Here is a 13,803-nt window from a genome sequence, read left to right as displayed (position 1 = left end):
AAGATATAAAGAGGCTTAAAGTTCTTCTACACCCATCATATCTACTGGCGTATCAGCGACTATTTGTACCCCTTTCTTACCCTTTTTAGCAGTGTCGTTACGCTGCTCTTGCAGATGCTCAAGATACGCTTCATTGATTTGACCAGTGATATAGCAGCCATTAAATACGGCACAATCAAAACCTTCAACTTTACTATGCTTAGTATCTTTGACCGCTTCAATCAAATCGTCCAAATCTTGGAAAATTAAGCGGTCAGCACCAATGATATCACGCACTTCTTCAACGCTATGTCCTGAGGCGATAAGTTCGCTACGCACTGGCATATCAATACCATAGACATTTGGATACTTAACCGGTGGCGCTGCACTGGCAAAGAATACCTTGCGCGCGCCTGCATCGCGTGCCATTTGGATAATCTCATGGCATGTTGTACCGCGGACGATTGAATCATCAACCAGAAGGACGTTTTTACCTTTAAACTCTAGTGGCACTGCACTTAGCTTTTGACGCACTGACTTTTTGCGCTGCTGCTGACCTGGCATGATAAAGGTGCGACCGATATAGCGGTTTTTCATAAACCCTTCACGGTACTTGATATTCATCTTTAGCGCTAGCTCCATCGCTGAGGTACGCGAGGTATCAGGAATAGGAATGACCACATCGATATCATGATCTTCACCCCATTCAGCAAGGATTTTATCGGCCAGTTTTTCACCCATACGTAGGCGTGATTTATAAACGGAGATATTGTCCATAATAGAATCTGGACGGGCAAAATACACATATTCAAAGATACAAGGTGTATATTCTTTTTGCTCAACGCACTGATGCGTATGCAATTTATGGTCCAAATCAATAAATATAGCTTCGCCTGGCTTAACATCACGAACAATACTGAAACCTGAACCGGTCAGAGCAACCGATTCTGATGCCACCATATATTCTGTGCCGCCATTAGCTGCCATGCGCTTACCAAAGATAAGCGGACGAATGCCGTTTGGATCGCGAAATGCTAGCAAACCATGACCAGTAATCAAAGCAACTACGCCATAAGCGCCTTCAACACGGCCATAAACCGCTGTCACTGCTTCAAAGATGTCAGCAGGCGTTGGATGGGTTTTGCCTAGATTTTGCATTTCATGTGCCAGCACATTGAGCAAAACCTCAGAATCTGAGTCGGTATTTAGATGACGACGATCTTCTTGATAAAGCGACTTCGCCAAGCTCTCAGCATTGGTCAAGTTACCATTATGTGCCAGAGTGATACCATAAGGCGAGTTGACATAAAAAGGCTGCGCTTCAGCACTGCTTGACGTGCCAGCAGTTGGATAACGCACATGACCGATACCAAACTTACCGACCAGCTTTAACATATGGCGATTCATAAAAACGTCACGTACCATGCCGTTTTCTTTGCGTAAATATAAACGTCCATCCTGTAAAGTCACAATACCTGCCGCATCTTGCCCACGGTGCTGCAACATGGTTAAGGCATCATACAAAATTTGGTTGACCGGCTCATGAGCTGCGACCCCAACGACTCCACACATAGTTGTATCCTATTTTGAATTTGAACCACACATTAAAAACACAATAACGGCATCACTACTGATAAAGTCGCTTTAGTTTGTGACCTATCATATGCCGCCAAGCTGATGATGTTTGCTAAGATTAAAATCTTTTTAAGAAGAGAATGATCTATGACACAAACGGTTGATGATTAAGCGCTAATAATTAAGCATTGGTAATTGATGGATGGTATTTTACGAATATTAGATGCGGTTGAATAGCTTTTTATTCAACCCTTATGATTGATTGACCTGATCCCAAGCCATCCCAAACATATCTGAGACGAGCGCTTTACCGACAGGTGCATAAGGTAACAGCTCAGGTGCCAGTACGGATGTCTGCCACTGCGGCATTTGTACCAATAGTGGCGCACTAATGCTAAGAATCACCAAAACCATCAGCACATTTTTAGCAGCACCTAATAGGCCACCTGCCATCTTATCAAGTACACCCAAACGTAAAGTTTTTAAGAAACCTGAAAAGACAAAGGCAACCAAGTGCATGATAGCCAATATCGCAATCACTACCAATAAAAAAGCAGCAGCCATCTGTAAGACAGGGTTCTGGATGATACTCGATAACTGCGGTGCTACGGAAGCGGCCAATCGACTTGCTGCAATAAGAGCGATAAACCAACCGACCAAACCAACTGCCGTCTTAATCAGACCCACTTGAAAGCCGCGCCATAAGCCTATTAGCACCACAACAGCAATCACAATGTCTAAACCACTCATGTATACCGCCTCGTTACTTTATATCTTTTGTATCAGGTGTTGAATTAAGTATTAGATAACAAGCCTTCATACTTTTAATGTAATCCATATAGCTTAAATTAATTTTCCATCGCGTCGTAATAACCACCGATAGACTGTATACAAGACTGTACAAGCCCAGGCCCTTTATAAATAAGCCCTGAATAAAGCTGAACCATATCTGCGCCCGCTTCGATTTTCTTGACGGCTTTAGCGCCACTATCGATACCGCCGACCCCAATCAATGCCACTTTACCATCCAGCTGATCAGAGAATTGTTGTAAAATCTGCGTACTAATGTGGCTGACCGGACGACCTGATAAACCGCCTGCTTGATCGCCATCGGGCAAATCTTCAACGCCTACGCGGCTCAATGTGGTATTGGTCGCAATCAAACCATCAATCTCAAAATTCAGCAGTTGCTGAGAGATATAATCTACCTGTATTGGATCTAAATCAGGCGCGACTTTAAGAACCAATGGCACATAAAAACCGTATTCTGTTGCCAATTGACTGTGACGGTTTTTGATCGCATCTAACAGATGGGTTAATGCTTCTCCGCTTTGCAGGTCACGTAAATTTGCGGTATTTGGCGAAGAGATATTGACAGTGATGTAGGAAGCATGTGGGTAAACACGCTCTAGGCAGTAAACATAGTCATCAGCCGCTTTTTCAACTGGCGTTGCAGCGTTTTTACCGATATTAATGCCGATATTGCCTTTGTATTTACAGCGCTGCACATTTTCAATGAGGTAGTCGACACCTTCATTGTTAAAACCCATACGGTTAATAATGGCGTCTGCTTGTTTGAGCCTAAATAAACGTGGTCTATCATTACCGGCTTGCGGCTTTGGCGTGACCGTACCTACTTCGATAAAGCCAAAACCAAGCTCAGCTAAGGCATCAATATAATCGCCGTTTTTATCTAGCCCAGCAGCGAGACCAACAGGATTAGAGAACTGCAAGCCCATGCAATCAGTTGGCTGCATAGATTGACCATAAACCAAACCTAAAACACGCGCTTTATGAGCTTTATCCAATAAGGATAAGGTCATTTCATGCGCGTGTTCAGGGTCCATATTAAACAAAAAAGGGCGAAGTAAGGCATAAGACATAGTAACGACAGACCCTGCTTGAAAGTGAAAATGAATAAAGAAAGCCAATGTGGTCAAGCGCAGCGATTATATCAGCTTAGTCGAAATAAGACCAAAGTTTCATCAGCCAATTTTACTATAGAGAATATAGATAGCTATCTACTCTCTATAGTAAAATATAGCTCAATTATTAAGGTACAGGTCGACCATCCGCTAGAGCAATCCAGCCTCGCACGATACGGTATAAATGCCAAATAAAGGCAACACCCATAATAATAAAACCAATGCTAGCCAGTAATACTGAGCCGACAGCGATATTACCGCTATCCGCCATCATACTAACACCAAAGCTACCAAGAGCAAAAGTGATGATGCCAATACCCACGATAAACCATACGATGCTGTACCAAAATGTTTTAATCTGCCAGTCAAAGTGCGTGGCAAGCCATGTGCCATCAGCATCACGACGTTTGGCATAATTCATAAAGATAGGCACAATCCACAGCAAACCGGCAGTAAAATAACTGAGTACATATAATAAATACGTTATGTGGTTATACGTTACTAAAGAGCGGCTTTGTTTATTATTCATATTATCACTCATAGGATTATTTATATGATCACCTATCATGGCATACATAGCATATTGTGCTGATTATAAAACCCTACACATAAATGAGGCATGAATTTTAAAGTGAAACATTTGTTATAGCTATTTTATAGTGTCTAAGAAGTACTTTTTCAATAAGGTCTGCTGTATAAATGGGTTTGTTAGCATAAAAGCTATTGGCTACTTCTGAGTAAACTTTATTCCAATGCCCCTTGCCCATTTATGATGAGGTCACGGTAGCCTGAACCTGAATCGCTTTAGTGAGTAAATCTTGCTGCATAGACAGCTGAGTGAATTGCCAGCCTTGTTGTTCAAGCTTACCAAGGGCAGCACTCACCACTGCTTGACTCGGATTATTAAAGCTTAGTTGTACCGTATCACCATTAGCAATCACTTGCGCATCTACAATGCCTGAGTTAGTCAACAGCGCATTGACACTATTAGCAGCAGGTATTACCTCTGCACCATCAGTAGTATTGGCAGCCACTAACGCATTACTATCAATATTACCTGCTTGAGCACGCAACCAAAAATAATCAGCAACCTGCTCTTGGTACTCGCTTTTGCTATTATTGGCTGCCTGATGAATACTATAACCGCCATAACCGCCAACAAACAGTAGTAAAAAAGCAGACAATAATAGCAAAGCTAACTGGTCACGAGAAGACAATGCTTGCCAGCGTATAAACAGCAGGTTTTGATAGCTTGTTATTCGCGCTGATAATGCACTTGTCTGCAGCATCGTTGTGCTACGTTTGGAACGGTGCTGTAGTATTTTCATCATTACCCTTTATTGCCGACACTGCTGTTGTTTTCTATGACATTGACCGTTACTTGACCGCTAAACTGCCTTTGCTCATTGCCATTCACTTGCTCTAGTTTTGCCGTTAAACCTTGCGCGACGAGTGTAGCAGTAAACTGATCAAGACTGCCGCGATCAGGAGCAATCAACGTAAAGCTAAGTGCTGAAGGCTGCATAACCAATGCTTGCGCCTTTAATGACGACTGTTTAATCAAAGGGGATATACGCGAAAGGACTGCCATATGTGACGCGGGTGCTTGGCTATCGCTACGCAATTTTGGCTCTAATTGAACTTGTAGTTTGGTACGCGTACTGAGTGGCTCATTTGGAAACCAAGACTGATATTGTGTTGCAATCTCAGTCTTAGTCGCAGTTGTTGCCTCAGTATATTGATACCACTGCACCGCATCGGTCGCCATCTGCAATACCAGTGCCGATAACGCCACCATCATCGCCACACGAAGATAAGGTGACAACTGCGAATCCGTTGACTTAACAAAAAAGTTCAGCGCATGACGCTCTGCGTTATCAAGTGGTTTTGGCGTCGTCACTAGTGTGGTTAATAACAGTTGATGCTCAGCTATCATGTCAGCTGTAATCGCGGTAAAGCTGCCTGCTGCTATAGAGTTTTCGAGCTCAGTTCGATTAGCAAGCTCATTATCAGTCATAATGATGTCAGAAACGTAGCCGGTATCGTAAACAGGGTCATCAATGGCAGGTACTATCAAGACCTCGCTTAAATGCGGAAAACGCTCAAAGATTAGCGGTAAATAGCTGACTGCCATCCCTTGATATAAAGATTGGCGAAGCAACACCGTTTCTTTGTCTTGATATAGGGTAATTTGCTGCCCAGCCCCTTCTTCTGGCATTGGCAGTAATAGAAAATCAGGCAATAAAGCAACGATATTCATGCCAGCAAGCTTTGCGCTCTGTTGCCATAATTCGATATCAGTTTGTGCCAGCGCATATAGATGGTGCGTGTTGTTATGACTCATTTGCCGAATAGCCAATTGCTCAACAGGCGTTAAAGAAGTCTCTTCAAATAAGTACTGCTTGCCACTACTGCCTAACTGCTTAAGCTGAGTGCTGTTTAGCTCCGTATCGACCTGTAACATATGAGTAGAAGGAAAATAAAGACAAATGGCTTTTTGGCTATTTGCTTTATAGCGACTATAGATATCCTGTAGCTGCTGCCAACCCTCGACCAACTGCCAGTGTTGACTGTCTTCATGCCAGACCGCTAGTGGACTGTGCTGCGCTCTTAACCAAACATGTAACACCAAATGTGTCCTCAATTGTTAAAGCCATAATATATCAAAGCTATCATTTAGCTAAAAGGCAGATGCTCTAGGACCATCAATAGCAGCACTATTATTAACCATCAATAATAACTTATATTAATAAGGCTGATCCGGTACAAAGCGGGCAATCTCGCGTGCCATACCTGCCATCACAAAATCCATCTCAAACACACGTGCTTCTGCCAAAGAAAAAGACTCAGGATAGTCATTGGTTAGCAACCCTGCGATATAAGCAACGATAGACATATGACAAACCACCACCAGACACTTAGCTTCAATGTCAGCAATCTCATTCAACGCTTGACGCGCATCGTCAGACGGTGTGAGATTGTCTTGTATGCTCGATGGAACAGTAGGCAGTTGTGCCTGTAGTTTTGCCAGTGTCTGCTGTGCTCTCTCATAAGGACTGACCAAAAAATAATCGGGATTATAATGCGTAGTGATATATTTTGCGGTCTGCTTTGCTTGTTGCTGACCAAAATCCGTTAGCTGGCGGGCGCTATCGGGACGCGTCTCGTCTTCTGCTTGACCATGGCGTATCAAAATAATTTTCATAAGTTATCAGCCTTTTTTATTGTTGTTATATCGCCAGTGCAAATTATAAGTAACTCACTTTTAGTGACACGCTATTGCTATTGCGCTAACAACCTCTTATTACTTATTACCCTGCTTACTTTTATCCTCTTTTAATTGACTGTTTGCAGTTTGCATTTGCGCGGTCAGCGAAGCATTACTGTGGTCGTGCTCCATGACAAATTCAACATCACTACGAAAGCCTGCTTCCATCAAATGCAGGGCTACACCAAGCGCCGCTTTGTCTTCATAAATGACGGCATGTAACGCATGAGTAATAGGCATATAAATGCCTTCTTTGGTGGCTTTTTCATGTACTTGCTGAATGGTATTCACGCCTTCAGCAGTTTGTCCCAATTTTTTGACCGCTGCATCAATCGTCATACCACGACCAAGCATATTACCGATACGATAATTACGACTTAACTCGGAGCTACAAGTTGCATACAAATCCCCGACACCTGATAGCCCTAAAAAGGTCAGCGGATTGGCACCAGCATGTACACCAAAGCGACTCATCTCTGCTAAGCCACGGGTCAATATCATCGCCTTGGTATTTTCGCCAACTTCGTAAGCAGCTGCCATACCCATAGCAATGGCGTAAATATTTTTTAGCGCACCGCCAAGCTCAACACCGCGGATATCATCACTAGCAAATACTCTAAAGAATGCACTATGTAATGCCGCTTGTACGGCATGACGTAATGGTTCAGATTCACTAGCGATTACCGTGGCAGAAGGCATATTTTTCATAATTTCTATAGCAAGATTTGGACCAGACATCACGCCAAAATTTACTTCAGGTAGCTCATCTTTGATGATGTCACTCATCAGGGAAAAGGTGTCTTTTTCCATCCCTTTGGTCAACGAAACGATTGATTGACCACTAATAAAAGGGGCAATACTTTTAAGCGTTTCGCGAAACGCTAATCCCGGTACGGCAATGAAGATAATATCCGTATCTTTGACTGCGGCTTGCAGCTCATGACTGTATTTTAGGCGGTCATCAAGCTTATAGCCTGGCAGGTATTTTTTATTCATTTGCGATTTTGCCATCGCTTTGACCGTACGCTTGTTACGCACCCACAGCGTGGTATCGCAGCCATTGCGTGCCGCTAAGTTTGCCATGGCGGTGCCAAAGCTACCGCCGCCTAATACCACTAAACGCAGCTTGGTCGGATTTTTATGTATCTCTTCCATTTTTTTTGCTACGGCAGATTCCACCACACTTGGATTTAACTTTTTACGTCCAAGACTAGATTTGGTAGCACGCTCAATGATACCAGACAACAATTTATTTTGTTTTTCAGCCATTTTTTGCTCAGCTTGTGTGCTGTCTACATTGGTATCTGTGCTTTTGTCATTAGCGCTTATCATATGTTTTATCCGAATTGACTGACTTTGTGATAAATTGATTTATGCTGAGTATACAGTGAGCGCAGCAAAATGTATGAACAATTATTTGTACAAATTAACAGTATTTTTTAGGCTACTAGCTCAGCCAAACAGCCATTCTCGTTAAGTCATTACTTAGCTATGCTCTTGGTTGCCCACTATATTACGCAATAAAGACTTTTATTGCTCAAAGCGCGTCAGTGGTTCAATATCAATCGGCTTGCGCGTTGGCATATCACAAGGGCTGCTGCCGGTATAAACAAAAGCCGTGACATAATCATCTGCACTTACATCGAAATATGCTTTAACAGCAGGCTCATTACAGAGTAACCCAGTACGCCACACCGTACTAAAACCTTGTGCCTTTAGCGCTAAGATAAGGTTTTGAACCGCCGCACCCGCACTAAGCATTTGTTCAAAGGGTGGTACTTTTTTATGCGCTTGCATTTGTGTGACGACAGTAATAATAACGGGTGCACGTAGTGGCATATTATAAGTTTTTTGCCGATCTTTTTCAGATAGGGTATCGCCTTCTTGTGCTGCTTTGGCTTCAGCTGCCACCAAAAATGCACGACCTAGCTCATGACGAGCATTACCCTGTGTGACGATAAAGCGCCACGGCTGTAGTTTCTTATGATCTGGGGCAGTCACTGCGCAATCAATAGCGGCTTTTATCTGGCTTTCTGTCGGTGCAGGGATACTCAGATTACCGATACTGCGCCTCGATTTAATCCAATTGATCAGTTGTTCATCGGTCACTTGTGAGTTGGTTACTATCGGACTCTCGGTATTGTTTGGCTCATCATTATTATGGTTGTGACTCTTTTCAGAGGTACTCATGTTCTATCCTTATTCATTATTATAGGTGTTTAGCGGTTAGGCACATTTGCCCATTATAGGTAATATTATTATAGTTTTATGGGATATAAGTAGAAACAAACCAGCTGCTGCTATATTGTTATAGAGTAGCCAACAGTATTGGACAACAACTGGTTTTTAATATTTAAAGAATTGAATAAAATCTATGCTGCATCCGAATCTTCAGTACGATGCTCCATTTTCAGATAATCTTCTGACTGCATCTCAAGCAGGCGCGAACGTGTACGTTCAATCTCGAACGCCAGTTTTTGTCCTTGATATAACTCAAGAATCGGCTGTTGCGCGCGCACCAATAATTTGACACGGCGATCATAAAACTCATCAACTAAATAAATAAAACGTCGTGTTGGATCCCGCAAATCATCATCAAGCGCTGGTACGGCATTGATAAGTACGGTGCTGAACTGCTTAGCGATTTCAATAAAATCAGATGCCGACCGCGGCTCCATGCATAAATGACGGAAGTCGCAAAATAAGATGTCATCGGTACGCGCATTAATCCTGATTTCACGACCATTAACAGTGATAGGCTCATTACTGAATTTTTGATTGTTAGACAAGCTAGCAAAACGGTTGGCGAGCCAGTGATGATTGGCTTTGGTCATGGGCGACTCGTATAGCTCAGCTTGTTGCAGTACACGCAAGCGATAATCAATACCGGAGTCGATATTCATAACGCTGGTATGCTTTTCAACTTCGGCAATAGCTGGCATAAAGCGATCTCGGTGCAAGCCATCTTTATAGAGTCCAGATGGCTCAATATTTGATGTCGCTACCAAGGTAATACCGCGATTGAATAGCATGGTGAACAAATCACCCAAAATCATCGCATCAGAGACGTTAGAGACAAAAAACTCATCAAAACAGATAATCACCGCTTCAGCATAGATGATATCAGCGACTTTTTCTAACGGGTCGCTCTCGCCTTGCAGCTTATGTAGCTCTTGATGTACCCGCTGCATAAAATGATGAAAATGTTGACGCATCTTGCGCTCAATGGTCAATGAATCATAAAACATGTCCATCATCCATGTTTTACCACGTCCTACCCCGCCCCACATATACAAACCTTTGGGTGCAACAGGTTTTGCTTTTAAAAAACTAAAAAAGCCTTTTTTCTGTACCGCGTTATCATTGAGCTGATGGTAAAGACCATCCAAGTAACTCATCGCCAAATACTGCTGCTCATCACGAGTAAACTCATCCGTGCTGATGGCTTGCTCATAACGCTGTAAGGGAGATAAACTCATAATACGACTCATCATTAAACAAAATAAATATCAGAATAAAGTATTAATACCGACAATCGCTACTAACTTATGATTTTTACACTGAGATAGTAGCAACTGGTTTATCAGAATGGCTTATCACAACCATTCTTTAGGTTAACACAGCTTAAGGTTGTAAAAATAATCCGTTAACTCTTAACAATACTGATTAGCGCAAAGCTATTTTAGGTAGCTTAAAGAGTATCAAGCGATCTGTAGCTAATACTATATGTCGCCGTTATACGTATGCTGCTCCAAAAGCTTTTTCAGCTCAGACAAGCGCCCATGGAAAAAGTGTCCTGCGCCATCAACAACGCTCACAGGAATGCCCAGTCGATCAGCAAATTCTTGCATATTATCAGGGTCGATGACTTCATCTGCATTACCATAAATCTCAAAGGTTTTATCGGCGGGTAAGTCTATATCACTGCTGTCATTTTTTTCGACTGAGGGAGCAATGAGAGCAATCTTAGATATTTCAAAATCATCCAGTCCCCATATATGAGGTGATACCAATACTTGCTCAGCCACACGCGCTGTCACATAACCACCAAAGGAGAAGCCGCCAAGCCATAATTTTCGTGCAGGAGTTTGCTCAGCAATCCATTGTAGCATGGTCATTGCATCAACTACTTCCCCATCAGCATAATCATGCTCACCGGTCGATTGCCCAACACCACGAAAGTTAAAACGTACCACGTGCATACCATTATCACGAGCAAAGCGGTACATGGTCGTCACCACTTTATTATTCATCGTGCCATCGAACAACGGATTGGGATGGCAAAGCAGCGCAACGGTATCCGTATTTGGATCATTAGAATTGTCTTGTTGCCAAAGCGCGTCAACTTCTAACACGCCAGCAGGAGCGGGAATCAATTGCATATAATACTTATTAGTTAAGAATGAATAGCTCAATTATCCTAGATATGGTTTATATTTCAAGTGATTTGCTGTGTATTGCCGCTATCTGTCGAATTTTTACTATTAATTATAGAAAATTGTCAAAAAATATAGCAGACAGATATTGCTTCAGACAGACATTACTTATGACTTTTGGGCAAACTTAGCGCACCTTTATCGCTGTCTATTTCGGTAGGTAATACAAGCGCAATATCGAACACAATAACCGTCTAGACACTCAATATATCAATAGGGTAAATTCATCGTTTGATAAAAGCTTTAACGTATCTATAGTCAGAGAAAAGTAATATCGATACATCAAGTGCTGCTGATATTAATTTTTCTTGCTGTGCCTATGCAGACAGAGGCTGCAAAAAATTTATACCAGCAGCACTGTAGCGTTTTTGAGATATTTTAACTATATCTTTCACTTTTAGGTTCATGCTTTCATTTTTACTTTACCGGAATTAGGAAATACTTATGAAGACTTTTAATAAAACGGCTACCTTAGCAGCCACCTTAGTCGCTGCCCTCACTTTGAGTGCCTGTCAAACCACGCCTTCATCGCCAGTTATTCAACGTGCCAACTCTATTTATGAAACAACTGGTATTGCCAAGACCAAGATAAAAGCTCAGCAAAACGCACTAGATAGTGCTAAGACTACTTGCCGAGGCAAACAGGTGATTATCGTTGAGGATCAAGTGAAATATAATGGCATCTTAAATGAGAGTACAGGGCGTATGATTGGTCAAGCGAGTGCCGTGCTCGGTACCATCCTTGGCACAGGCTCACCAAATTTATCACGTGATGATGACTATGAGTATATGATCAGTTTCCGCTGTCAGTAAGTCATGTCGTAAAGCTGCAGTTATATATGTAGTGTATTAGCGATAACTTAGAGCCAATAAGCTTGCGATAAAGATACAATATCAATCGCTGCTCGTTGGCTTTGCTTTTTGTGTAGAGGCTTTTAGGTTAAACTACCCTATCTTGTCTTTTACGTCACCTAGCTGGTCTCTAAGCCCTCACTATCTTTGGTCTATTATTATGCGCAAACCCAACCTGTCAAATACCAAGCACACTAAAGTATTAGCGCCTGCCAAAGATTTAGCGACCTTGGAGGCAGAGTTGGCAGAACAAGAAAACAGTGTAGAAAATAACTTAGAAGATACTGTCCTGCGCCTTAGTGATTACTTATCAGCGGTCGATATGGTGATCAAGCAAACTTTTAATCACCGTGTTTGGGTCAAAGCTGAGATACGAAACTTATCCAGCAAAGGTGGGCATTATTATTTTGAATTGGCAGAAAAAGATGACGACGGTAAAGTCATTGCCAGCTGCCGTGGCAATCTATGGCGCTTTAAAGCGGCGCGGGTTTTAGCCAAGTTTGAGCGCGCAACGGGTATGCCACTGGACCGTGATTTGACGGTTTTATTAAAGGTATCGGCAGGTTTCCATGCGCAATACGGCTTCTCTCTCACCATTGAAGATATTGACCCAAGCTATACGTTAGGCGATTTAGCGCGTCAATATGCTGAGATGGTTGACCGCTTGGCAGGTGAAGGATTATTAAACTTGAATCAGCAGTTGCCAACTCCGTTTGATATCGAGCATGTGTTGGTCATCGCTCCTGAAAAAGCCGCAGGGCTAGGCGATTTTCAAGCGGACGCCAATAGACTCGCTAGTACAGGCGCTTGTCATTTCCATTATCATAACGCCACTTTTCAAGGTAATCATGCCCCAGCGGAGATTCGTCAAGCAATCATCAGTGCTCAGCAGCAATTTGAAAATACTTATCAGCGCCTGCCAGATTTGTTAGTAATTATCCGTGGTGGCGGCGCTGTTGGTGATTTGGCTTACCTTAACGATTATGAGCTTGCTGCTTTAGTCGCTGAGCAACCTGTCCCTGTTTGGGTTGGGATTGGTCATGAGCGTGACAAAGTTATCTTAGATGAAGTGGCTCATACTAGCTTTGATACGCCATCAAAAGTCATTGCGGCTATCATGGCGCATTTAGCACAGCTGGTCACTCAGACACTGCAATATCAAATGCAAATCAAACAAGCTGCTCAGCGTCAATTAAATACCGCTGAACAACACACTGCGCGCCAATTGAGCCAAATACAATCGCAAACCATTGGTCAATTAACGGCACTACAAAAAGACAGTGCTTATGCGTGGCGTAGTATCCAACAAAGTGCACATCGTCAAGTGAAACAAGCTGCCAGACAAGCAAGCGAGCTGCATATACAGACTCAAGCCTCTGCTTATCAACAACTTTCACTCGCCTCTACTTATAGTAAAAATCATCAGAAAATTATTATGCAAAGTGCTCAGCAGCAGTTAATACAAGTGCAGCGTGATAGCGCACATCTGCGTGATATTGTACTCTTGCATCGACCGTCACGCGTACTTAAGCAGGGCTATAGCATGCTGACTGATGAACAGGACCAACGAATACTGACCAGTAGCAACCAGCTTTACCCGGAGCAGACCATTCATATCGTCCTAAAAGACGGTAAAGCAAAAGCACAGATTATTGATGTCTATGTTGATGATAAAACGCCAGAATCTGCAAACGCACCCTCTTAATCGTCTAGCAGTACAGAATATCCGCAACCGTTATTTATCTATCTATTTTGATTTTTACTATTA

Annotated in this window: 13 protein-coding genes; 2 read left to right on the top strand and 11 right to left on the bottom strand. The window is 42.6% G+C overall.

Features of this window, described 5'->3' with window-relative positions; all coding sequences use genetic code 11:
• Positions 1–15: 15 nt before the first annotated feature.
• The 11 genes from purF to PSYCG_RS05445 all read right to left on the bottom strand — a co-directional run bounded on the left by purF (position 16) and on the right by PSYCG_RS05445 (position 11,129).
• Positions 16–1,551 carry an amidophosphoribosyltransferase gene (purF, locus tag PSYCG_RS05495; protein WP_020443308.1) on the bottom strand — a complete coding sequence of 512 codons (1,536 nt, stop codon included), beginning with the start codon at positions 1,549–1,551 and terminating at the stop codon, positions 16–18.
• A 255-nt stretch (positions 1,552–1,806) separates the two neighbouring features.
• Positions 1,807–2,304, bottom strand: a complete 498-nt coding sequence (locus PSYCG_RS05490) for a CvpA family protein (RefSeq protein WP_020443307.1) — start codon at positions 2,302–2,304, stop codon at positions 1,807–1,809.
• 98 nt (positions 2,305–2,402) lie between these two features.
• The gene (locus PSYCG_RS05485; protein ID WP_020443306.1) at positions 2,403–3,437 is read right to left on the bottom strand and encodes a quinone-dependent dihydroorotate dehydrogenase; all 1,035 of its coding nucleotides are present in this window, start codon (positions 3,435–3,437) and stop codon (positions 2,403–2,405) included.
• A 169-nt stretch (positions 3,438–3,606) separates the two neighbouring features.
• Positions 3,607–4,008, bottom strand: coding sequence for a DUF4870 family protein (locus PSYCG_RS05480; protein ID WP_227500764.1), 402 nt, complete (start codon positions 4,006–4,008; stop codon positions 3,607–3,609).
• 238 nt (positions 4,009–4,246) lie between these two features.
• Positions 4,247–4,807 carry a type II secretion system protein GspM gene (gene gspM, locus PSYCG_RS05475; protein WP_020443304.1) on the bottom strand — a complete coding sequence of 187 codons (561 nt, stop codon included), beginning with the start codon at positions 4,805–4,807 and terminating at the stop codon, positions 4,247–4,249.
• A 2-nt stretch (positions 4,808–4,809) separates the two neighbouring features.
• Complete coding sequence (gene gspL, locus PSYCG_RS05470; RefSeq protein WP_020443303.1) at positions 4,810–6,108, bottom strand: type II secretion system protein GspL; 1,299 nt, start codon at positions 6,106–6,108, stop codon at positions 4,810–4,812.
• 117 nt (positions 6,109–6,225) lie between these two features.
• Complete coding sequence (gene sixA / locus PSYCG_RS05465; protein ID WP_020443302.1) at positions 6,226–6,684, bottom strand: phosphohistidine phosphatase SixA; 459 nt, start codon at positions 6,682–6,684, stop codon at positions 6,226–6,228.
• A gap of 99 nt (positions 6,685–6,783) precedes the next feature.
• Entirely contained in the window at positions 6,784–8,079 is a 1,296-nt protein-coding gene (locus tag PSYCG_RS05460; protein ID WP_020443301.1) for an NAD(P)H-dependent glycerol-3-phosphate dehydrogenase, read from the bottom strand.
• 198 nt (positions 8,080–8,277) lie between these two features.
• Positions 8,278–8,937: a nitroreductase gene (locus tag PSYCG_RS05455; RefSeq protein WP_020443300.1), complete on the bottom strand. Its 660-nt coding sequence runs from the start codon at positions 8,935–8,937 to the stop codon at positions 8,278–8,280.
• Between the two features lie 182 nt (positions 8,938–9,119).
• Positions 9,120–10,226, bottom strand: coding sequence for a cell division protein ZapE (gene zapE / locus PSYCG_RS05450; RefSeq protein WP_020443299.1), 1,107 nt, complete (start codon positions 10,224–10,226; stop codon positions 9,120–9,122).
• A gap of 243 nt (positions 10,227–10,469) precedes the next feature.
• The gene (locus PSYCG_RS05445) at positions 10,470–11,129 is read right to left on the bottom strand and encodes an alpha/beta hydrolase (protein WP_020443298.1); all 660 of its coding nucleotides are present in this window, start codon (positions 11,127–11,129) and stop codon (positions 10,470–10,472) included.
• Between the two features lie 498 nt (positions 11,130–11,627).
• On the opposite strand from PSYCG_RS05445, the gene PSYCG_RS05440 reads away from it, so the two are divergent.
• Positions 11,628–11,996: a hypothetical protein gene (locus tag PSYCG_RS05440; RefSeq protein WP_011513429.1), complete on the top strand. Its 369-nt coding sequence runs from the start codon at positions 11,628–11,630 to the stop codon at positions 11,994–11,996.
• A 199-nt stretch (positions 11,997–12,195) separates the two neighbouring features.
• Positions 12,196–13,740: an exodeoxyribonuclease VII large subunit gene (xseA, locus tag PSYCG_RS05435; RefSeq protein ID WP_020443297.1), complete on the top strand. Its 1,545-nt coding sequence runs from the start codon at positions 12,196–12,198 to the stop codon at positions 13,738–13,740.
• Positions 13,741–13,803 lie beyond the last annotated feature (63 nt).

It is taken from the genome of Psychrobacter sp. G, from assembly GCF_000418305.1.
GTDB classification, from domain to species: domain Bacteria; phylum Pseudomonadota; class Gammaproteobacteria; order Pseudomonadales; family Moraxellaceae; genus Psychrobacter; species Psychrobacter cryohalolentis.
The sequence above is the reverse complement of the archived record's forward strand: the minus strand, read 5'-3'. Positions and strand labels throughout refer to the sequence as shown.

What these genes read in the sequence shown, in the direction of transcription:
- PSYCG_RS05445 (WP_020443298.1), bottom strand. Translation starts at nt 11,129, where the DNA reads ATGCAATTGATTCCCGCTCCTGCTGGCGTGTTAGAAGTTGACGCGCTT.
- PSYCG_RS05485 (WP_020443306.1), bottom strand. Translation starts at nt 3,437, where the DNA reads ATGTCTTATGCCTTACTTCGCCCTTTTTTGTTTAATATGGACCCTGAA.
- PSYCG_RS05480 (WP_227500764.1), bottom strand. Translation starts at nt 4,008, where the DNA reads ATGAATAATAAACAAAGCCGCTCTTTAGTAACGTATAACCACATAACG.
- sixA (WP_020443302.1), bottom strand. Translation starts at nt 6,684, where the DNA reads ATGAAAATTATTTTGATACGCCATGGTCAAGCAGAAGACGAGACGCGT.
- purF (WP_020443308.1), bottom strand. Translation starts at nt 1,551, where the DNA reads ATGTGTGGAGTCGTTGGGGTCGCAGCTCATGAGCCGGTCAACCAAATT.
- PSYCG_RS05460 (WP_020443301.1), bottom strand. Translation starts at nt 8,079, where the DNA reads ATGATAAGCGCTAATGACAAAAGCACAGATACCAATGTAGACAGCACA.
- PSYCG_RS05440 (WP_011513429.1), top strand. Translation starts at nt 11,628, where the DNA reads ATGAAGACTTTTAATAAAACGGCTACCTTAGCAGCCACCTTAGTCGCT.
- zapE (WP_020443299.1), bottom strand. Translation starts at nt 10,226, where the DNA reads ATGAGTTTATCTCCCTTACAGCGTTATGAGCAAGCCATCAGCACGGAT.
- PSYCG_RS05455 (WP_020443300.1), bottom strand. Translation starts at nt 8,937, where the DNA reads ATGAGTACCTCTGAAAAGAGTCACAACCATAATAATGATGAGCCAAAC.
- xseA (WP_020443297.1), top strand. Translation starts at nt 12,196, where the DNA reads ATGCGCAAACCCAACCTGTCAAATACCAAGCACACTAAAGTATTAGCG.
- gspM (WP_020443304.1), bottom strand. Translation starts at nt 4,807, where the DNA reads ATGAAAATACTACAGCACCGTTCCAAACGTAGCACAACGATGCTGCAG.
- PSYCG_RS05490 (WP_020443307.1), bottom strand. Translation starts at nt 2,304, where the DNA reads ATGAGTGGTTTAGACATTGTGATTGCTGTTGTGGTGCTAATAGGCTTA.